Genomic DNA, 19,131 nt, shown 5'->3' with positions numbered 1-19,131 from the left:
GCCGGGGCCGGATGCGACGTTTTGGCAGCCCGTCCTCAGCCGGAGGACTTGAGGGCCAGCCACAGCTCCATCCGGACGTCCGGGTCGTCCAGCGACCGGCCGAGGATCTCCTCCACCCGGCGCATCCGGTAGCGCAGCGTGTGCCGGTGGACCCCGAGGTCGGCCGCGGCGGCGTCCCACTGGCCGTGCCGGGACAGCCACGCCTGCAGGGAGGCGACCAGGTCGCCGCGGGCGGTGGCGTCGTGCTCGCGCAGCGGGCGCAACAGGCCCTCGGAGAAGGCCCGTACGGCGTCGTCGCCGAGCAGCGGCAGCACCGAGCCGGAGCCGACCTCGTCGTGCTCGACGAGGCTGCGGCCGCGGCGCCGGGCGACGGCCAGCGCGCGCTCGGCCTGCTCGTGGGCGCCGGGCACGCCCGCGGAACCCACCGCGGCGGACAGCCCCGCCACCAGGTCGTCGCTCCCGTCGACCGCGGCCACGCAGGCGGCCATCACCTCGCCGCCGGCGGCCGCGAGCACGGTCAGCCGGTCGGCGTCCCGCACGGCCAGCACGGGCTCCGCGGCCCGCAGCCCGGCCGCCTCCACCCGCTCTGCCAGCAGGCCCACCGCGTCCACCGTCGCCTGCGCGGGCTCGGCGACCAGGATCCGCACCGGGGCGTCGAGCAACCCGCCGTACAGCCGGCCGGCCACGGTGCGGGCGTGCTCGGGCTCGCCGACCAGCAGCATCCGCAGCAGCGCGGCGCCCAGCCGCTGCTCGGTGTCCTGCAGCGCGCGGGACTGCTCCAGGGAGAGCGTCAGCAGCGCGACGGCGGCGTGCACGAGGTACCGAGCGGAGGTGTCGAGACGCTCCTCCGTGCCGACGGCGAGGAACCCGCGGGGGCGCCGCCCGGTGCCCAGCGACTGGAGCTCGACGCGGTCCTCCGTACCGGCCGGTCCCGCGACCGCCGCGCTGGCCGGTGCGGGCCTGTCGCGCAGCCGCTCCACCTCCCCGGCGAGCCGTGCCGCCCGCCGCCCCGCCCACTCCGGAGCGGCGGCCACCACGGCGCCGGACGCGTCGTACAGCGCCGCCCAGCCGTCCAGATGTGCCGCCAGCCGCCGCAGCAGCGCCGCCGTCCCGTCCGGCGCGAGCGCCGCCCGGGTCAGCTCCCGCTGCGCCTCGAACCCGGCGGTCACGGCCTTGTAGCGATCGGCCGCGATCTCCGCGGAGACGGCCTTGCTGATGGCGATGAACGGGGTCTTGCGCGGCACCTCCAGCAGCGGCAGCCGGTGCGCGGCGGCCGCCTCCACCAGTGCCTGCGGCACGCGCTCGTGGCTCAGCCCCACGCCGAACCCGAGGCCCACGACGCCGGCCCCGGCCAGGCGCTCCACGTACTGGCCGAGCGCCGCGGGCGACCCGACGTCGAGCTTGAGGCCCGTGGTGAGCAGGAACTCGCCGCCCTCCAGGTACGGGGCCGGGTCGTCCAGCTCACTGGTGTGCACCCAGCGCACGGCGGCCTCGTCCAAGCGGTCGCCTCCGGCGAGGACGGCCAGCTTGAGCGCGGGGTTGCGCAGTAGCGAGGCGAGGGTGGGCGGCACGGTCTTTTTCTCCAACGTGGAGTGCGTTCACATCCGATTCTGCCTCACCGTATACCTCCGGCGGTTCCCCGGTTCCCCGTCCTCGCGCCGGGGTCGGCTGCGCCGGGCTGCGGGATGCAGTTGTGTACGGCTCCATTGTGGTTGCGGTGGAGGTGGGGGTTTCCCGGCGCAGTCAGTGACCACCTCGCTGCGTACGCCTGGGGTCGGTGCGCAGGCCGGCACTGACCGCGCCGGGCAATCGGGAGGGAGGGCCGGGGAACCCCCACCGCAATTACAACGGCGCCGCACGGACGATCAGGCCCGCAGATCAACCAGCACCGGGGGCGCGTGCTCCCCGTTCACCGCTGTCAGGGACACGACGGCGTGCCCCGCGGGGACCGCGTGCGCCAGCTCGGAGGCGGACCACCGCTCACGCTCGACGCGCCGCACCGTCACCGACTCCGCCGTGACCGCCTTCCCGGTCACCAGCCGCCGCACCGTGTGCAGAACCCGGGTCAGGGGCTCGTCCGCGATGATCTGGCGGTTGGTGACGTCGTGGACGTCGACCCACTCCTTGCCCCACACCTCCGCGAACCGCGCGCCGTCCCAGGCGGCGACGCCCGCCAGCGCCGCCCGGCAGCCGACCGCGCCCAGCAGGGCACCCCGCAGGGCCTCGGGGACGTCGTCCAGCGTACGCAGCGTGAGCAGCGCGCCGGCGTTGGCGGAACGCATGCGCTGCAGGCCGCGCACGGACTCCGCGGTCACCGTGTGGGAGGCGTCGTCGAGGACGAGGCAGGCGAAGAGGGAGCGGTCCCGGCGGGCCGCGGCGCACTCGGCGAACTGGGCGAGCACGAGCCGCGCCAGCATCCGGGACACTTCGGCGTGCCCCCGCTCCGGCAGGTCGATGCGGACCCGCAGCGGGTGTTCCAGCCCCCGCAGCGAGAAGGGGTGGCTGCCGCCCGTCGTGTCGAAGAACCCCGCGAACGCGGGCCGGTCGAGCAGGGCGATGCGGTCGGCGAGCAGCGGGCCCGCGTCGCCGGCCCGGGCCGCCTGCCGCTCGCGTGCGTCGAGCTCGCGCAGCTGGGCCTGCGCGGCGGCCCCCCGGGCCTCCAGGGCGGAGCGGAGCGCCGCGAGGGCCGCGGGCGTCCCGTCGAGGAGTTCGCGCAGTTCGGGGACGGAGGGGAAGCGGCCGTGGGCCGCGTGGAAGGGCCCGAGGAGCTGGGCGAGGGCGGTGGCGGCGCGTCGGCTGTCGCCGCCGGGCAGTGCCGCGGCGAGGTCGCCGACGAGGGCCTCGGCGAGGAAGCCCGCGGCCTCGTCGGGGTCGCCCGTGCCGCCGTAGAGGTCGAGGTCGTACGCGGAGTCGGGGTGTCCGATCTTGACGACGACGTCGAAGGCCTCGTCCGGCGCGAGCCGCGCCCCCTCGGTGCCGACCACGACGACCGCCGCGCGTCCGGCGAGGGCCTGCAGGCACATGAACTCCAGGGCAGGCCGCACCAGGCGTACGGTCTTGCCGGAGCCGGGCGGGCCCACGGCCAGCAGGGACGTGCCGAGCACGGAGGGGTCGAGCGCGTAGCCGGCGCCGCGGTGCGAACGGGGGTTGCGCTCGTCGTCGGGGGCGGCGCCGATGCGGACCTGGCCGACGAGGAGATCGTGCGGGGCGGTGCGGGCCGGCAGGTCGCGCGCGCCGGACGGGTGGGCGCAGGCCGCCGCTCCGTACCGCAGGACGGTGTCGGTGAAGGCGGTCAGGCGGCCGGGGCCGGAGCGTACGGACTGCCAGGCGCGGGTGATGCGCGCGAAGTCGACGTCGTTCATCAGCCCGGAGCGCGCGTCCTCGGCGAGCCGGTCCGCGGCGTCGGCCGCGCCGCCGTGCCGCAGGGCGGGCCACTGGGCGGGGTCGTCGTCCGGGGCGGCCGGCGTCCCCCCCTGGACGGGTGCGGCCGGCGTGCCGGAGGCGCGCCGTGCACCCGGGAGCCGGAACCAGCCGCCCACCGGCGCGAAGGCCAGGAAGAGGAGCCCGTAGATCACGACGTACACCAGGTCGGTGACGTTGCGCAGGGTCACCGGGTCCTGGCTGTAGTCGAGGTGGTCGAAGGCCAGGTCGTAGACGGGCAGGAAGCGGCCGTGGATCAGCAGCGCGACCACGGCCATGCACAGGGCCGCCGCGCCGGCCCGGGCCAGGGGTCCGCGTCCCGCGACGGCATGCTCGAACGCGCCGCGCCAGTCCCCGAGCCGGGCGAACCAGATGACGATCACCGTGAGGAAGAGCAGTCGGTACAGATCGAGCGCGACCCCGGCGGCCGTGGGCGCGGGGCCGAAGCGTGGCGTCCACCAGTCGTGCGGCGTCACCAGTTCCAGGGGGACGCGCCAGTAGGGGATGTAGCCGTTCCGGAAGAGCGACCAGACGAGCAGGCAGGCCAGGAGCGACACCAGTGCCCCGAAGTACGGGGATCGGCCCGGCGCGGCGTCCGGGTCGTCCGCGGGCCGGGGGCGGTGCCCGAGGCGCCACACGCCGGGGGCGGCGTCCGGGCGGGGGGCCCGCAGCCAGGTGAGGAAGCCGGACCCGTCTGGCGTGCCGGACGTCGGGGGGTCCGCCGGGGCATGCCGAGCACCGGCTCCCGGGCGGGTCCCGGGCGTCGGGGGCGGTCCGGCGGGCCGCGGGGGCGTGAACGGGGCGGGGCCCTGGCCGCCTTCGCGCCATGTGCGGGCGTCCGGGTCGCTCCGGCCGGGGTCGGCCGGGCCTGGGCGGGCCCCCGGCACGGGGGGCGGTCCGGCGTGCGCGGGCGGGGCGCCCGGCATGGGCCGGGCCCCCGGCACGGGCGGTGTGCCCGGGTGCGGGCTCGGGCCTCCGGGTGAAGGCGCCGCGGGCTTCTCGTGCGTACCGTCGATGTCCATCGCGTGTGCCACCCCTCGCAGGTCCGCACTCAATGTAGTCGAGCGGCCACCGCTGTCTGAAGGATCTTGGCACGGTCATGTCCGCCACGTCGAAGAGGCGTTCCGCAGTGCGCCCTATCGGAGTGTGCGGGGTGTCGCCGTACGGGCTTAGCCTGCGAGAAAAGACCACGGTTCGAAGGAGTACGTCCGCCATGACCGATCTGGCCCAGGAGCGCCGACTCGTCACCCCGATCCCCGGCCCCAAGTCGCAGGAGCTGCTGGCGCGCAAGACGGCGGCGGTCCCGAACGGCGTCGGCGTGACCCTGCCCGTCTTCGTCACCCGCGCCGGCGGCGGCGTCCTGGAGGACGTGGACGGCAACTCCCTCATCGACTTCGGCTCCGGCATCGCGGTGACCTCGGTGGGCAACAGCGCCGAGGCGGTCGTGCGCCGCGCGTCCGCGCAGCTGGCCGACTTCACCCACACCTGTTTCATGGTGACGCCGTACGAGGGCTACGTGGAGGTCGCCGAGGCCCTCAACGAGCTGACCCCGGGCGACCACGAGAAGCGCACCGCGCTGTTCAACTCCGGTGCAGAGGCCGTCGAGAACGCGGTGAAGATCGCCCGCGCGTACACCAAGCGGCAGGCCGTCGTCGTCTTCGACCACGGCTACCACGGCCGCACCAACCTCACGATGGCGCTGACGGCGAAGAACATGCCGTACAAGCACTCGTTCGGCCCGTTCGCCCCCGAGGTCTACCGTGTGCCGCTGGCCTACCCCTTCCGATGGCTGACCGGCGCGGAGAACTGCGCGGAGGAGGCGGCGGCCCAGGCGATCGACATGATCACCAAGCAGGTCGGCGCCGAGAACGTGGCCGCGATCGTCATCGAGCCGATCCAGGGCGAGGGCGGCTTCATCGAGCCGGCCAAGGGCTTCCTGCCCAAGCTGGCGGAGTTCGCCCGGGCGAACGGCATCGTCTTCGTCGCGGACGAGATCCAGACCGGCTTCTGCCGCACCGGCCAGTGGTTCGCCTGCGAGGACGAGGACATCGTCCCCGACCTGATCACCACCGCCAAGGGCATCGCCGGCGGCCTGCCGCTGGCCGCGGTGACCGGCCGCGCCGAGATCATGGACGCCGCGCACTCCGGCGGCCTGGGCGGCACCTACGGCGGCAACCCGGTGGCCTGCGCCGGTGCGCTCGGCGCCATCGAGACGATGAAGGAGCAGGACCTCAACGCCAAGGCCCGCCGCATCGGCGAGATCATGCTCGGCCGGCTGCGCGCCATGCAGGAGAAGTTCGACATCATCGGCGAGGTCCGCGGCCGTGGCGCCATGATCGCGATCGAGCTGGTGGAGTCGGGCGGCAAGAACCCGAACCCCGCCGCGACCGCCGCCGTCGCCAAGGCCTGCCACGCCGAGGGCCTGGTGGTCCTGACCTGTGGCACCTACGGCAACGTGCTGCGCTTCCTGCCGCCGCTGGTCATCGGGGAGGATCTGCTGAACGAGGGCCTGGACATCATCGAGGGCGCTTTCGCCCGCCTGTGACCAGGCTGTTCGCCCGTGACCGAGGGTGTACGACACACAGCGTGAAGAACGTGTGCGGGCCTGATGGCGGGAGGGTGCAACCCCTGCCCGGCGGCTCTCCGGTGACGTACGGTTTCCGCAGATGGAAGAAACACCCCGTCTGCGGAAGTCCGCGGGCGACACTTTGCCGGTGACTCCCCATCACCGGCACAGCAGTGCCCTCGCGCACACCGCCGAAGCCGAAGGCTCCGGCAATCCTCGCCGATCGGTCGGCCGCTTGCCCCAAACCCCCCGGGGCGGGCGGTACGGCGATCGTTCTGGCCGCCCCGGAACTCTCCCCCCTGTTCCGGGGCGGCCAATTTCTCTGGTGATCGTCGTGTGCACGGCGCTCTTCGGGCTGCTGACCTGGCAGGAAGCAGTACGCGGGCGCCTGCTGGCCCTCGACGGGCCGGTGCGCTCCGCCCTCGCGGGCCCCTCCCCCCACCCGGCCGGCACCTCGCCGTTCCTGCGGTTCCCGGCCGATCTGGGCAACGTACAGGTCGCGGTCCCCGTACTGCTGCTTGCGATGGTCTGCACCACCTGGCACGCCCATCGGTACGCGCTGCCCCGCCGGTGGCTGCCGCCCCTGGCGTACGGGGTCGCCATGGCCGCCGTGCCGCTGCTGGTCGGCCTGGTCAAGCCGCTGATCGGCCGGGACGGCCCCGGCTCGCTGGCCCTCGCCCCCGGCTATCCCGGGCTCTACCCCTCCGGCCACGCCGCCACGGCGGCCGTCGCCTACGGCGGGGCCGCCCTGCTCGTGCTGCCGTGGCTGGTACGCGCAGCAGCACGGCGGCTGCTGGTCGCGGCCGCCGTGCTGCTGAACGGAGCGGTGGGGTTCTCCCTGGTCCACTGCGGCTACCACTGGCCGCTGGACGTCGTGGGGAGCTGGCTGCTGTGCGGCGCCCTGCTCGCGGGCGCCGCCCTCGCCGTCAGTTGTTGGTCGGGAAACCGAGGTTGATGCCGCCGTGGCTCGGGTCGAGCCACCGCTGGGTGACGGCCTTGCCGCGGGTGAAGAAGTGGACGCCGTCCGGGCCGTAGGCGTGGGTGTCGCCGAACAGCGAGGCCTTCCAGCCGCCGAAGGAGTAGTACGCCACCGGCACCGGGATCGGCACGTTGATGCCGACCATGCCGACCTCGACGTCGTGCTGGAAGCGGCGGGCGGCGCCGCCGTCGTTGGTGAAGATGGCCGTGCCGTTGCCGTACGGGTTGGAGTTGATCAGCTCCAGGCCCTCGTCGTACGAGCCCACCCGGACCACGGACAGAACCGGGCCGAAGATCTCGTCGTTGTAGACGGACATGCCGGGCTTGACGTCGTCGAAGAGGGTCGGGCCGAGCCAGAAGCCGCCCTCGGTGTCATCGCCGGTGACGGGGTGCGTACGGCCGTCCACGGCGAGGGTCGCGCCGTCGGCGAGGCCCGCGTCGAGGTAGGACGTCACCTTGTCGCGGTGGGCACCGGTGACCAGCGGGCCCATCTCGGAGGCGCCGTTGCAGCCGGGGCCGACCGTGAGCGTGGCCATCCGCTCCTTGATCTTCTCGACCAGCTCGTCGCCGATCGGGTCGACCGCGACCAGGACGGACACGGCCATGCAGCGCTCGCCGGCCGCGCCGAAGCCGGCGTTGACGGCGGCGTCGGCGGCGAGGTCCAGGTCGGCGTCCGGCAGGACCAGCATGTGGTTCTTGGCGCCGCCCAGGGCCTGGACGCGCTTGCCGTAGCGGGTGCCGGTCTCGTAGACGTACCGGGCGATCGGGGTGGAGCCGACGAAGGAGACGGACTTGACGTCCGGGTGCTCCAGGAGGCGGTCGACGGCGACCTTGTCGCCGTGCACGACGTTGAAGACGCCGTCCGGCAGCCCGGCCCGCTTCCACAGGTCCGCGAGGAAGTTGGCGGCGGACGGGTCCTTCTCGGAGGGCTTGACCACGACCGTGTTGCCGGCGGCGATGGCGATGGGGAAGAACCACATCGGCACCATGGCCGGGAAGTTGAAGGGCGAGATGATCGCTACCGGACCGAGCGGCTGGCGGATGGAGTAGACGTCGATGCCGGTAGAGGCCTGCTCGGTGAAGCCGCCCTTGATGAGCTGCGGGATGCCGCAGGCGTACTCGACGACCTCCAGGCCGCGGGCGATCTCGCCGAGCGCGTCGGAGTGCACCTTGCCGTGCTCGGAGACGATGATCGCGGCCAGTTCGTCGCGCTTGGCGTTGAGCAGCTCGCGGAAGGCGAAGAGCACCGTGGTGCGCTTGGCCACCGAGGCGTGGCGCCACTCCTTGAAGGCGGCGGCGGCCGCGCCCACGGCCTGGTCGACCTCGGCGATCGACGCGAAGTCCACCCGACCGGTCACGGCTCCGGTCGCCGGGTCGTACACCTCGCCGTGCCGCTCCGCGGTGCCGGTCCACGTCTGTCCGGCGATCCAGTGCGTGATGTGCTTGTCGGTCACGGCGGACCTTCCTCTCGTCGTCTCCTGCCAGTCTCGCCAGAGCGCGGCGCCCCCTCAAGCACCAAGGTGTCGGCACCGGGGCCGAGAGCTTTACAGGTCGTACAGATCGTCAGGGTGTTCCATACCCTCCATGAGGTCCAGCCGGATGTCCTGCGCCCAGTCGAAGGCCCAGCGCTTGACGGCGGCGATCCGCTCGTCGCCGAGGCCCTGGGCGGCGTACGCCGCGTCGTCGGCCTCGACGAGCTTGTCGAGGCGGTCGGCGAGGGCGCGGGGCTGGAGGTCCTCGTCGAGGTGGACGGCCATCGTCAGCAGCTCGCCCGGTGCGAAGTACGCCGTCAGGGCGTGGACGTCGACCAGGTCGCGCACCGTGGCGCGGTCGGCGACGGCGGCCACCTTCATGGCGGCGCAGTCCTCCAGTGCCACCACCGGCACGGGCCGGGACAAGCCGAGGTCGACGCGGACCGGCGGGCGGGACAGCGGCTCCTTCGCCACGTGGACCGCGTAGGCCTCGCCGCCCGGCGAGGTGGCCCCGAGATGGGCGGCCAGCGGTGTGCCGGGCAGCGGGGCCACATCGTAGCCGGCGACGCTGTACGCGGCGGCGAGGGCTGCGCCGATGTCGGCGGCGGGCGTGGAACTGAAGGTCACCAGGTCCAGGTGGCGGGACGGGCGGCGGTCGAAGCCGTGCGCGATCAGCGCGAGGCCGCCCGCCACGGCGAGGCCGTGGCGCTCGCAGACGGGCAGGGCGGTGCCGACGAGGTGGGCGTGGCCGGGCGTGAGGGTCATGTCAGGCCGCCCCGGGGGGCGCGCCGCGGCGCGCCCCGGTATCCGCGGCCGTTCCACGGCCGGGCGCGTTCCGTCGGGATCACGGCACCAGTGTCGCGCACGGGGGCGTACGGGGTGATCGTCGCGCGGGCGCGGCGTCACTCGTGCGGGTCACGGCCGCGCCGTGCCGCCAGGTGGGCCGCCGCCTCGTGCATGGCCAGTTCCAGGACGCCGGGGTCCGTGAGGTGGCCGGTGCCGTCCGGTGGTACGAGCCAGCGGACGCCGCCCGTGGCGCGACCGGGGTAGGGCACCACGATCCAGGTGCCGGGGCCCGCGGCGCGGACCCCGGTGCCGATCCAGCGGGCGGCGGTTCCCGGGGGCACGAAGTAGCCCGTGCGGGAGTCGCCGAAGTCGGCGAGGACCGGGCCCGGGCGGTCGACGAGACGGGTGAGGACGTCGAGCGTCGGACAGCCCAGCTCGCCGGTGAGGATGAGGACGTCCCACAGCCGCCCGGCGGGCAGCAGCGTCACCCCGAGGGGGTGGCGCTCCCATTCCCACCGGGCGGCGTCGGGGTCGGGTGCCACGGAAACCAGCCATTCGACCGCGCCCCGCGCGTCTGTGCCCACCATGCCGGTTCCTCCGTTCCGTGTGTGCGCTGTCGTGCTGTCACGCGGAGAGAGGGGGCCGGGAGCGGTTCATTACGCGGGTTTCACCCGGTCGCGCGAAGTGATCCGGATCACGGGGCGGGCGCGGGGGCGGCAAGCCGGTCAGCTGTCGAAGCCGAGGCCGAGCCGGTCCATGGTCCTGAGCCACAGGTTGCGCCGGCCCGCGTTGCGGTCGGCGCGGTCAAGGGACCACTTGGTCAGGCCGATGCCCGCCCACGCCAGGGGTTCGGGGGGAAAGGGCAGCGGCTTGGTGCGGACCATCCGCAGCCCGGTGCGCTCGGTGCGCTCGCCGGAGAGCAGGTCGAGCATCACGTCCCCGCCGAAGCGGGTGGCTCCGACGCCGAGGCCGGTGTAGCCGGCGGCATAGGCGACCCGTCCGTCGTGGGCGGTGCCGTAGAAGGCGGAGAAGCGCGAGCAGGTGTCGATCGCGCCGCCCCACGCGTGGCTGAAGCGGACGCCCTCCAGTTGCGGGAAGCAGCGGAAGAAGTGCCCGGCGAGCTTCAGGTAGGTCTCCGGGCGTTCGTCGCGTGCGGCGTCCAGGCGGCCGCCGTACGGGTAGATCGCGTCGTAGCCGCCCCACAGGATGCGGTTGTCCGCGGTGAGCCGGAAGTAGTGGAACTGGTTGGCGCTGTCACCGAGTCCCTGGCGCTTCTTCCAGCCGACGGCGCCCAGTTGTTCCGGCGTCAGCGGCTCGGTCACCAGGGCGTAGTCGTACACGGGGACGATGTAGTGGCGCACCCGGCGGACCAGCGACGGGAAGACGTTGGTGCCGAGCGCGACGTGCCGGGCGAAGACCCGTCCGTAGGGGGTGCGGACGGCCATGCCGGAGCCGTTGCGGGCGAGTTCGGTCGCCCGGGTGTGCTCGTAGACGCGTACGCCCAGGTCCTCGCAGGCCCGCCTGAGTCCCCAGGCGAGCTTCGCCGGGTGCAGCATGGCGACGCCGGTACGGTCCCACAGGCCGCCGACGAAGGTCGGCGAGTCGACCTCGGCGCGGACCTGGTCGCGGTCGAGCAGTTCCAGCTCGACGCCGTGCCGGGCGGCCTCCTCGGCGGCCGCCTGGAGCTCGTCGAACTGGTAGGGCTCGGTGGCGACGTCGATCTCGCCGGAGCGCTCGAAGTCGCAGTCGATGGCGTACCGGGCGACCGCCTCCTCGATGCCGTCGAGGTTGCGGTCGCCCAGCTCCTGCAGCTGCGCGAACTCCTGCGGCCAGCGGGCGAGCCCGTTGGCGAGTCCATGGGTGAGGCTGGCGGCGCAGAAGCCGCCGTTGCGGCCGGACGCCGCCCAGCCCACCTCCTTGCCCTCGATCAGGACCACGTCGCGGCGCGGGTCGCGCTCCTTGGCCAGCACCGCGGTCCACAGCCCGGTGTAGCCGCCGCCGACCACCAGCAGGTCGCAGTGCTCGTCGCCCACGAGGGCGGGTCCCGCCTGCGGCCTGCCGGGGTCCTCCAGCCAGAACGGTGTCGGCTGCGCGTCAGCGAGCGAACGGGCTGGATCCATGGGTTCTCACACCTTTGCGGATGCGGTCAGCGGATTAACTATGGGCTTTCCTGCGGCGGCTGAGCAGCTGTCCGACGACGACGCAGAACACCGCCGCGACGAACATCAGCGTGCCGATGACGTTGACCTGGACGGGCAGACCCTTCTGGGCGGCGCCCCAGACGAACATCGGGAAGGTCACGGTCGCCGGGCCGGCGTTGAACTGCGTGATGATGAAGTCGTCGATGGAGATCGCGAAGCTCAGCAGCGCGCCGGCCGCGATGCCGGGGGCGGCGATCGGGAAGGTGATCCGCCAGAACGTCTGCCACGGGGTGGCGTACAGGTCCTGGGCGGCCTGCTCCAGTCGCGGGTCCATGCTCATCACGCGTGCCTTGACCGCCGTCACCACGAAGCTGAGGCAGAACATGATGTGCGCGATGAGGATCGTCCAGAAGCCGAACTGGATGCGCATGTTGAGGAAGAGGGTGCCGAGCGAGGCACCCATGACGATCTCCGGCATCGCCATCGGCAGCCAGATCAGGCCGGTCACCGGGCCGCGGCCGCGGAAGCGGTAGCGGCCGAGCGCGAAGGCGACCATGGTGCCGAGGATCGTGGCGCCGATGGTGGCGAGGACGGCGATCTGCAGGGACAGCGACACCGAGTCGCACATGTCGCCGACGCCGCAGGGGTTGGTCCACGCGTCGAGCGAGAAGTGGTTCCAGGAGTAGTTGAAGCGGCCCTTGGGCTGGTTGAAGGAGAAGACCAGGACGACCACGTTGGGGATCGTCATGTAGGCGAGGGCGGCCGCGCCCGCGAAGACGACGAGGTGCCGCCGCACCCAGTTGAGCACGGGCATCAGACCAGTTCCTCCGTCCCCGCCTTGCGGATGTAGACGGACACGATCACCAGGATCGCGGCCATGAGCATGAAGGACAGTGCGGCGGCGGTCGGGTAGTCGAGCACCGTCAGGAACTTGGACTGGATGACATTGCCGATCATCTGCTCGCTGGGGCTGCCCAGCAACTCGGCGTTGATGTAGTCGCCGGAGGCCGGGATGAAGGTGAGCAGCGTGCCGGCCACCACGCCGGGCAGCGAGATCGGGAAGGTCACCTTGCGGAAGGTGGTGAAGGGCCGGGCGTACAGGTCGCCGGCCGCCTCGTGCAGCCGGGGGTCGATGCGCTCCAGCGAGGTGTAGAGCGGCAGGATCATGAAGGGCAGGAAGTTGTACGTCAGACCGCACACCACCGCCAGCGGGGTGGCGAGCACGCGGTCGTCGGCGGTGAGGCCGAGTGACGCGGTGACGTTCAGGATGTGCAGCTTGTCCAGCACGGTGACGACGTAACCGTCGTCGGCGAGGATCGTCTTCCAGGCCAGGGTGCGGATCAGGAAGCTGGTGAAGAACGGCGCGATGACCATGACCAGCAGCACGTTGCGCCACCGGCCCGCCTTGAAGGCGATGGTGTAAGCCAGCGGGTAGCCGATCGCCAGGCACAGCACGGTGGCGATGCCGGCGTAGATCAGCGACCGCAGGTAGAAGACGTCGTATTCCTTGAACGCGTCCCAGTAGGTCGCGAAGTGCCAGGTGACGCGGTAGCCGGTCTCCAGGGAGCCGGTCTGCACGGAGGTCGAGGCCTGGTAGACCATCGGGGCCGCGAAGAAGACCAGCAGCCACAGGATGCCGGGCAGCAGCAGCCAGTACGGAACCAGTTTGCGGCGCCGGGCTGCGGCGCCGGGCGGAATCGGCGGGGTCTCCGCCGGCGCCCCCGCGGGGGCGGTGGAGAGGGCGGCCATTACGCGTTGACCTCCCCGGCCTCGATGTCCTGCGCGGCGTCGAGACCGAAGGTGTGCGCGGGGCTCCAGTGCAGCACCACCTCGGCACCGGGGGCGAGGCGGCTGTCGCGCTCCACGTTCTGCGCGAAGACGGCCAGTTCCGGACACCAGGGGCTGTTGACGACGTACTGGGTGGAGACGCCGATGAAGCTGGCGTCGACGATCCGGCCGGTGATCTTGTTGCGGCCCTCGGGGACCTCGTCGGCGTCGTCGGCGTGGACGATGGAGATCTTCTCCGGGCGGACGCCGGCCAGGATCTTGTCGCCCGCCTGCACGGAGGGCACGCAGCGCTCGGTCGGCATCGCGAGGCGGCCGTCGCCGACGCTGAGCAGCAGGTCGTCCCCGCTGCTCCCGGCGACCTCGGCCTCGATGAGGTTGGACTGGCCGAGGAAGTTGGCCACGAAGGTGGTGCGCGGGTTCTCGTACAGGTCGGTGGGGGCGCCGAGCTGCTCGATGCGGCCGGCGTTCATCACGGCGATGGTGTCGGCCATGGTCATGGCCTCTTCCTGGTCGTGCGTGACGTGCACGAAGGTGATGCCGACCTCCGTCTGGATGCGCTTGAGCTCCAACTGCATCTGACGGCGCAGCTTCAGGTCCAGGGCGCCCAGCGGCTCGTCGAGGAGGAGCACCTTGGGGTGGTTGATCAGGGCGCGGGCCACGGCGACGCGCTGCTGCTGGCCGCCGGAGAGCTGGTGCGGTTTGCGGCGGGCCAGATGGCCCAGCTCGACGAGGTCGAGCATCTCCTCGACCTGGCCCTTGACGGACTTGACGCCGCGGCGGCGCAGGCCGAAGGCGACGTTCTCGTAGATGTCGAGGTGCGGGAAGAGCGCGTAGTTCTGGAAGACCGTGTTGACCGGGCGCTTGTACGGCGGCAGGCCGGTGACGTCCTGGTCGCCGATGCGGACGGTGCCGCTGCTGGGGTCCTCCAGGCCGGCGATCATGCGCAGGGTGGTGGTCTTGCCGCAGCCGGAGGCGCCCAGGAGCGCGAAGAAGGAGCCCTCGGGGATGGTCAGGTCGAGCGGGTGGACGGCGGTGAAGTCGCCGTAGTCCTTGCCGATGCCGGAGAGGGTCACGGCGCCGCCCGCGGAAGCGGGGTTCTTGGCTCCGGCCGGCTCGTCGGTGAGCGGTGCGGTCTGCTGGGTCATGTCGTCAGATCCCTAACTGCGGTGGCCGGTCAGGCGCCGATGAGCTTGGCGAACTTGTCCTCGAAGGCGGTCTCCTCCTTGGAGGAGAGCGACCGGAAGGGGTGGGCCTTCGCCTTCATCTCCGCGTTGGGAATGATCAGCGGGTTGTTGGCCACATCCTTGTCGATCTTGAGGAGCTCCTCGTACACGCCCGAGCAGGGCGTGATGTAGTTGACCCATGCCGCGAGTTCGGCGGCGATCGCGGGCTGGTAGTACCAGTCGATGAGCAGCTCGGCGTTCTTGCGGTGCTTCGAGCCCGCCGGGACCAGCATGTTGTCGGTGGAGTAGATATAACCGGCGGGCGGGATCACGAACTTGATCTCGGGGTTGTCGGCCTGCAGCTGGACCAGGTCGCCGGCCCAGGCCACGCACGCGGCGATGTTCCCCGAGGCGAGGCCGTCGGTGTACTCGTTGCCGGTGAACTGGCGGATCTGCTTGTTGTCCACGGCCTTCTGGACGCGGGCGACGGCCGCGTCGAAGTCGTCCGCGCTGAAGGACTCGGGCCGCTTGCCCATGTCCAGCAGGGTCATGCCTATGGTGTCGCGCATCTCGCTGAGCATCGCGACGCGGCCCTTGAGGTCGGGGTCGTCCAGCAACTGCGAGACGCTGCCGACCTTCTTCCCCTTGGTGGCCTTCTCGTTGTACGCGATGACGGTGGCGATGCCCTGCCAGGGGTAGGAGTGGGCGCGTCCGGGGTCCCAGTCGGGGTTGCGGAAACGCTGCTCCAGGTTGGTGAAGGCGTTGGGCAGGTAGGTGGGGTCGAGCGGCTGGGCCCAGCCCAGGCGGATCATCCGGGCGGCCATCCAGTCGGTGAGGACGACCAGGTCGCGGCCGGTGGACTGGCCGGCGGCCAGCTGCGGTTTGATCTTGGCGAAGAACTCGACGTTGTCGGTGATGTCGTCGCTGTACTTGACCTTGATCCCGGTCTTCTTCTCGAAGGCCTCCAGGGTCGGCATGTGCTTCTCGTCGTCGCTCATGTCGATGTAGAGCTGCCAGTTCGAGAAGACCAGCGACTTGTCCTTGTCGGACAGGTCGTCGCTCTTGACGCCGCCCTGGTTGTTGGTGGCGGCCGGGATGCCGCACGCGGTCAGGGCCCCGGCGCCGGCGGCGCCCAGGCCGGCGCCGAGCACCCGGCGCCGGCTGACGGAGGCCCTCCCGTTGGTCAGGCTGCGTTCCCACGCTTTGCGTACGGGCTCGGACAGGCCCTCGAACATCTCCATTGCGGTGCTGCCTCCAGGGGCGGTGGTGCGTGGGACGGACGGGCTTACGGGCCGGTGGGGGCGGTCCCGGAGGGGGTGGCGGCCGAGGGGTCAGCGGTCGCCGAAGATCGTGCGGTGCCAGTCCTTCCTGGCGACCGCGGTGTTGTCATACATCACGTGCTTGACCTGCGTGTACTCCTCCAGGGAGTACGCCGACATGTCCTTGCCGTATCCGGAGGCCTTGTAGCCGCCGTGCGGCATCTCGCTGATGATCGGGATGTGGTCGTTGACCCAGACGCAGCCCGCCTTGATCTCACGGGTGGCACGGCCCGCGCGGAACACGTCGCGGGTCCAAGCGGACGCGGCGAGACCGTATGGCGTGTCGTTGGCCAGGCCCAGACCTTCATCATCGCTTTCGAACGGCAGCACGACCAGTACCGGACCGAAGATCTCGGACTGCACGATCTCGCTGTCCTGCGCGGCGCCGGTGATCAGCGTGGGGCGGTAGAACGCGCCCGGTGAGTCGGGGGCCTCCCCGCCGGTGACGACGGTGGCGTAGGAGCGGGCGCGCTCGACGAAGCCGGCGACGCGGTCGCGCTGGACGTGGGAGATGAGCGGGCCGAGGTCGGTCTTGGCGTCGAAGGGGTCGCCCACCCGGATGCCCGCGAAGAGGTCGGCGACCCCGGAGACGAAGGCGTCGTAGAGGGGGCGCTGCACATAGGCCCGGGTGGCCGCGGTGCAGTCCTGGCCGGTGTTGATCAGGGCGCCGGCGACCGCTCCGTGGACGGCCGCCTCCAGGTCGGCGTCGTCGAAGACGACGAAGGGCGCCTTGCCGCCCAGCTCCAGGTGGAGGCGCTTTACGGAGGCGGTGGCGATCTCCGCGACGCGCTTGCCGACCGCGGTGGAGCCGGTGAAGGAGGTCATCGCGACATCCGGGTGGCCCACCAGGTGCTCGCCGGCCTCCCTGCCCGCGCCGGTGACGATGTTGACCACGCCGTCGGGGATTCCCGCCTCGGTCGCCGCCTGCGCGAACATCAGCGAGGTCAGCGGGGTCAGCTCGGCCGGCTTCAGCACGATGGTGTTGCCCGCGGCGATGGCCGGGAGGACCTTCCAGGCGGCCATCTGCAGGGGGTAGTTCCAGGGGGCGATGGAGCCCACGACACCGACCGGCTCGCGCCGCACGTAGGAGGTGTGGTCGCCGGAGTACTCGCCCGCGGCCCTGCCCTCCAGGTGGCGGGCGGCGCCCGCGAAGAACGCCGTGTTGTCGACGGTGCCGGGGACGTCGAACTCGGTGGTCAGCCGGAGCGGCTTGCCGCACTGCAGCGACTCGGCGTACGCGAACTCGGCGGCCCGCTCGGCGAGGACGGCGGCGAAGCGGTGCATGGCGTCGGAGCGCTCGCCGGGGGTGGCGCCCGCCCAGCCGGGCAGCGCGTCCTTGGCGGCGGCGACGGCGGTGTCCACGTCGGCGGTGCCGGCCAGTTCATAGGTGTGGACAGTCGCGCCCGTGGCCGGGTCGGTCACCGGGTGCCGCTGTCCCGAGGTGCCGCCGCGCAGGGTTCCGCCGATGAACTGGGCCCCTTCGGCGAAACGCTCCTGCACATCGAACTCGCCGTTTGTGCTGGGGTCCATAGTCTTCTCCTCGCACTCCGCTCGGCGGCGTGGCCAAAGCCTGGATTGGTGGACGATCCTGACAGAGTAGGCTCGCCCCAACAAGTGATTCCGTTGTTGCCTTTTGGTTACGCGACGAAATCTGTGTTCACTTGAGGACCGGCATCAGATCGTCACGGTGGACGATGCCGGGCGCCGCGCGTGCCGGGCAACCGACACATCGCATGCCGTGCCCCGGGGTCCTTTACACCCTGGAGCTACGGTGACACGGCATTCCGTCCCGTTCCGCCCCGGAGGTCCCCGTGTTTCCCACCGTCGCCGAGGTCCTGGAACTGGACGTGCTCAGGCGGGGTTCGCCGCAGGTGGTCGCGGGCTCCGGCGGACTGCAGCGCCCGGTGCGCTGGGTGCACATCAGCGAGCTCGCCGACATCGCGGGCATGCTGCACGGCGGCGAGCTGGTGCTCACCACGGGCGTGATGCTGCCCGACGACAAGGAATCCCTGGCCCGCTACATCGACGACCTCGCCGACGTCGGTGCCGCGGGGCTCGTCGTCGAGCTGGGCCGGCGCTACGCCGACACCCTGCCGCGCCCCCTGGTCCGGGCCGCCGAGCGGCGCGGACTGCCGCTGGCGGTGCTCCGCACCGAGGTGCGCTTCGTGGCGGTGACCGAGGCCGTGCACGCCCATGTGGTCGACGCCCAGCTGACCGAGCTGAGGGCGTCCGAGGCGGTGCACCAGATCTTCAACGAGCTCTCCGTCGAGGGCGCGGAGGCCGACGAGGTGGTCCGCGAGGTGGCCCGGATGGCGGGCGCGCCCGTCGTCCTGGAGAACCTCTCCCACCAGGTGCTCGCCTTCGACCCGGCGGGCCAGGACCCGGAGGCCCTCCTCGACGGCTGGGAGCGGCGCAGCCGCGGGGTCCGCCCCGCCGGCCGCACCGGCCACGATCTGCGTTCGGGCTGGCTGGTCACCGCGGTCGGGGCGCGCGGCCGCGACTGGGGACGCCTGGTGATCGTCGGGGAACCCGCTCAGGACGCGGAACCCGGGCCCGGCCGGCGCCCGCACCGGCACAGCGTGCTGCTGGAACGGGGTGCCGCCACCCTCGCGCTCAACCGGCTGCTGGAGCGCGACCGCGAGTCACTGGAACGGCAGACCCACCGCACCCTGCTCTCCGGCATCCTCACCCACGCCCTCACGGTCTCCGACGTGGCGCTGCGCGCCCGGGCGCTGGGGGTGCCGCTGGAGGGCCGCCGGCTGGTCGGGGTCATGCTGCGGCTGCGCGGCGGCCCGGCCTCGGCGGCCCTGGAGGCGCAGGCCCGGCTGCGGGACTTCACCGAGACCGCCGCGCAGGCCGTGCGCGAGCGGGGCCTGACCGCGCTCACCGGCACCCTCGACGACGGCGGCGTCGGCGTGCTGGTCTCACTCGGCCCCTCCGACGACGAGCACACCGCCCTGGAGGACTTCGCCGCCGCGCTCACCCGCCTCACCGAGGCCGCCCCCGACGGCGGGCCCGCCTTCGTCATGGCGGCCGGCTCCTCGGTCGGCTCGCTGCGTGACGCCCGGCGCACCCTGCTGGAGGCCGCGCAGGTCGCGGACGCGGCGATGCACGGGGGGCGCAAAGCGGGCACCTACTACCGGCTGCCGGACGTACGGCTGCGCGGCCTGCTGCACCTGCTGCGCGACGACGCCCGGCTGCAGACGTATGTGGAACGCGAGCTCGGCCCGCTGCTGGCCTACGACGCCGAGCACGGTACGGACCTCGTCCGGATCCTCACCGTCTACCTGGACAGCGGCCGCAACAAGTCGGCCGCGGCCGATGCCGCGCACCTGTCGCGGCCGTCCTTCTACGACCGCCTGCACCGGGTCGAGCGCATCCTCGGCATCGACCTGGACCAGGTGGAGTCCTGCCTGTCGCTGCACGTGGCGCTGCTCGCGCTGGAGGCGGTACGGCGCTGAGCCCCGCACGCGGGCGCGGGGTCCGCCGGGCGAGCCG

14 protein-coding genes are annotated in these 19,131 nt (G+C 72.4%); 3 read left to right on the top strand and 11 right to left on the bottom strand.

Annotated features, from left to right (window positions below; all coding sequences use genetic code 11):
• Window positions 1-35 precede the first annotated feature (35 nt).
• Window positions 36-1,571 carry a PucR family transcriptional regulator gene (locus tag ACWDAS_RS26225; protein ID WP_450395433.1) on the bottom strand — a complete coding sequence of 512 codons (1,536 nt, stop codon included), beginning with the start codon at window positions 1,569-1,571 and terminating at the stop codon, window positions 36-38.
• Window positions 1,572-1,865: 294 nt separating this feature from the next.
• A complete protein-coding gene (locus tag ACWDAS_RS26220) occupies window positions 1,866-4,442 on the bottom strand; it encodes an ATP-binding protein (protein WP_450395397.1) in 2,577 nt (858 codons plus the stop codon).
• Window positions 4,443-4,633: 191 nt separating this feature from the next.
• Here ACWDAS_RS26220 and gabT point away from each other — a divergent pair, with 191 nt between their 5' ends.
• Together gabT and ACWDAS_RS26210 are read left to right on the top strand one after the other, a co-directional pair.
• A complete protein-coding gene (gabT, locus tag ACWDAS_RS26215; RefSeq protein ID WP_450395394.1) occupies window positions 4,634-5,965 on the top strand; it encodes a 4-aminobutyrate--2-oxoglutarate transaminase in 1,332 nt (443 codons plus the stop codon).
• Window positions 5,966-6,311: 346 nt separating this feature from the next.
• Window positions 6,312-6,941 (top strand): phosphatase PAP2 family protein, encoded by a 630-nt coding sequence (locus ACWDAS_RS26210; RefSeq protein WP_450395393.1) that lies wholly within the window; start codon window positions 6,312-6,314, stop codon window positions 6,939-6,941.
• On the opposite strand, the gene ACWDAS_RS26205 is transcribed toward ACWDAS_RS26210, so the two are convergent.
• From ACWDAS_RS26205 to ACWDAS_RS26165, 9 genes are all read right to left on the bottom strand, one after another.
• Window positions 6,913-8,418, bottom strand: coding sequence for a CoA-acylating methylmalonate-semialdehyde dehydrogenase (locus tag ACWDAS_RS26205; protein WP_450395390.1), 1,506 nt, complete (start codon window positions 8,416-8,418; stop codon window positions 6,913-6,915). The two genes, ACWDAS_RS26210 and ACWDAS_RS26205, sit on opposite strands and share 29 nt — an antisense overlap.
• 90 nt (window positions 8,419-8,508) lie before the next feature.
• Entirely contained in the window at window positions 8,509-9,201 is a 693-nt protein-coding gene (locus tag ACWDAS_RS26200; protein WP_450395387.1) for a nucleotidyl transferase AbiEii/AbiGii toxin family protein, read from the bottom strand.
• Window positions 9,202-9,338: 137 nt separating this feature from the next.
• On the bottom strand, window positions 9,339-9,809 hold the full coding sequence (locus ACWDAS_RS26195; protein ID WP_450395384.1) for a hypothetical protein: 471 nt from the start codon (window positions 9,807-9,809) through the stop codon (window positions 9,339-9,341).
• A gap of 138 nt (window positions 9,810-9,947) precedes the next feature.
• Window positions 9,948-11,342 (bottom strand): NAD(P)/FAD-dependent oxidoreductase, encoded by a 1,395-nt coding sequence (locus ACWDAS_RS26190; protein WP_450395382.1) that lies wholly within the window; start codon window positions 11,340-11,342, stop codon window positions 9,948-9,950.
• Window positions 11,343-11,376: 34 nt separating this feature from the next.
• A complete protein-coding gene (locus tag ACWDAS_RS26185; protein WP_450395379.1) occupies window positions 11,377-12,177 on the bottom strand; it encodes an ABC transporter permease in 801 nt (266 codons plus the stop codon).
• A complete protein-coding gene (locus tag ACWDAS_RS26180) occupies window positions 12,177-13,112 on the bottom strand; it encodes an ABC transporter permease (protein WP_450395376.1) in 936 nt (311 codons plus the stop codon). The genes ACWDAS_RS26185 and ACWDAS_RS26180 overlap by 1 nt, the downstream gene beginning before the upstream one ends.
• The gene (locus ACWDAS_RS26175) at window positions 13,112-14,296 is read right to left on the bottom strand and encodes an ABC transporter ATP-binding protein (protein WP_450395373.1); all 1,185 of its coding nucleotides are present in this window, start codon (window positions 14,294-14,296) and stop codon (window positions 13,112-13,114) included. Before ACWDAS_RS26175 ends, ACWDAS_RS26180 begins: the two co-directional genes overlap by 1 nt.
• Before the next feature lie 29 nt (window positions 14,297-14,325).
• A complete protein-coding gene (locus ACWDAS_RS26170) occupies window positions 14,326-15,555 on the bottom strand; it encodes a polyamine ABC transporter substrate-binding protein (protein WP_450395371.1) in 1,230 nt (409 codons plus the stop codon).
• A 90-nt stretch (window positions 15,556-15,645) separates the two neighbouring features.
• Window positions 15,646-17,163, bottom strand: coding sequence for a gamma-aminobutyraldehyde dehydrogenase (locus ACWDAS_RS26165; RefSeq protein ID WP_450395368.1), 1,518 nt, complete (start codon window positions 17,161-17,163; stop codon window positions 15,646-15,648).
• A gap of 281 nt (window positions 17,164-17,444) precedes the next feature.
• Here ACWDAS_RS26165 and ACWDAS_RS26160 point away from each other — a divergent pair, with 281 nt between their 5' ends.
• Window positions 17,445-19,094: a PucR family transcriptional regulator gene (locus tag ACWDAS_RS26160; protein WP_450395365.1), complete on the top strand. Its 1,650-nt coding sequence runs from the start codon at window positions 17,445-17,447 to the stop codon at window positions 19,092-19,094.
• The last annotated feature ends 37 nt before the right edge of the window (window positions 19,095-19,131 follow it).

It is taken from the genome of Streptomyces sp. NPDC001070 (assembly GCF_053598835.1).
This window is presented reverse-complemented; position numbering and strand designations above follow the sequence as displayed.

Excerpts from the sequence above, each read along its gene's own strand:
- ACWDAS_RS26220 (WP_450395397.1), bottom strand. The coding sequence starts at position 4,442 with ATGGACATCGACGGTACGCACGAGAAGCCCGCGGCGCCTTCACCCGGA.
- gabT (WP_450395394.1), top strand. The coding sequence starts at position 4,634 with ATGACCGATCTGGCCCAGGAGCGCCGACTCGTCACCCCGATCCCCGGC.
- ACWDAS_RS26200 (WP_450395387.1), bottom strand. The coding sequence starts at position 9,201 with ATGACCCTCACGCCCGGCCACGCCCACCTCGTCGGCACCGCCCTGCCC.
- ACWDAS_RS26195 (WP_450395384.1), bottom strand. The coding sequence starts at position 9,809 with ATGGTGGGCACAGACGCGCGGGGCGCGGTCGAATGGCTGGTTTCCGTG.
- ACWDAS_RS26190 (WP_450395382.1), bottom strand. The coding sequence starts at position 11,342 with ATGGATCCAGCCCGTTCGCTCGCTGACGCGCAGCCGACACCGTTCTGG.
- ACWDAS_RS26185 (WP_450395379.1), bottom strand. The coding sequence starts at position 12,177 with ATGCCCGTGCTCAACTGGGTGCGGCGGCACCTCGTCGTCTTCGCGGGC.
- ACWDAS_RS26180 (WP_450395376.1), bottom strand. The coding sequence starts at position 13,112 with ATGGCCGCCCTCTCCACCGCCCCCGCGGGGGCGCCGGCGGAGACCCCG.
- ACWDAS_RS26175 (WP_450395373.1), bottom strand. The coding sequence starts at position 14,296 with ATGACCCAGCAGACCGCACCGCTCACCGACGAGCCGGCCGGAGCCAAG.
- ACWDAS_RS26170 (WP_450395371.1), bottom strand. The coding sequence starts at position 15,555 with ATGGAGATGTTCGAGGGCCTGTCCGAGCCCGTACGCAAAGCGTGGGAA.
- ACWDAS_RS26165 (WP_450395368.1), bottom strand. The coding sequence starts at position 17,163 with ATGGACCCCAGCACAAACGGCGAGTTCGATGTGCAGGAGCGTTTCGCC.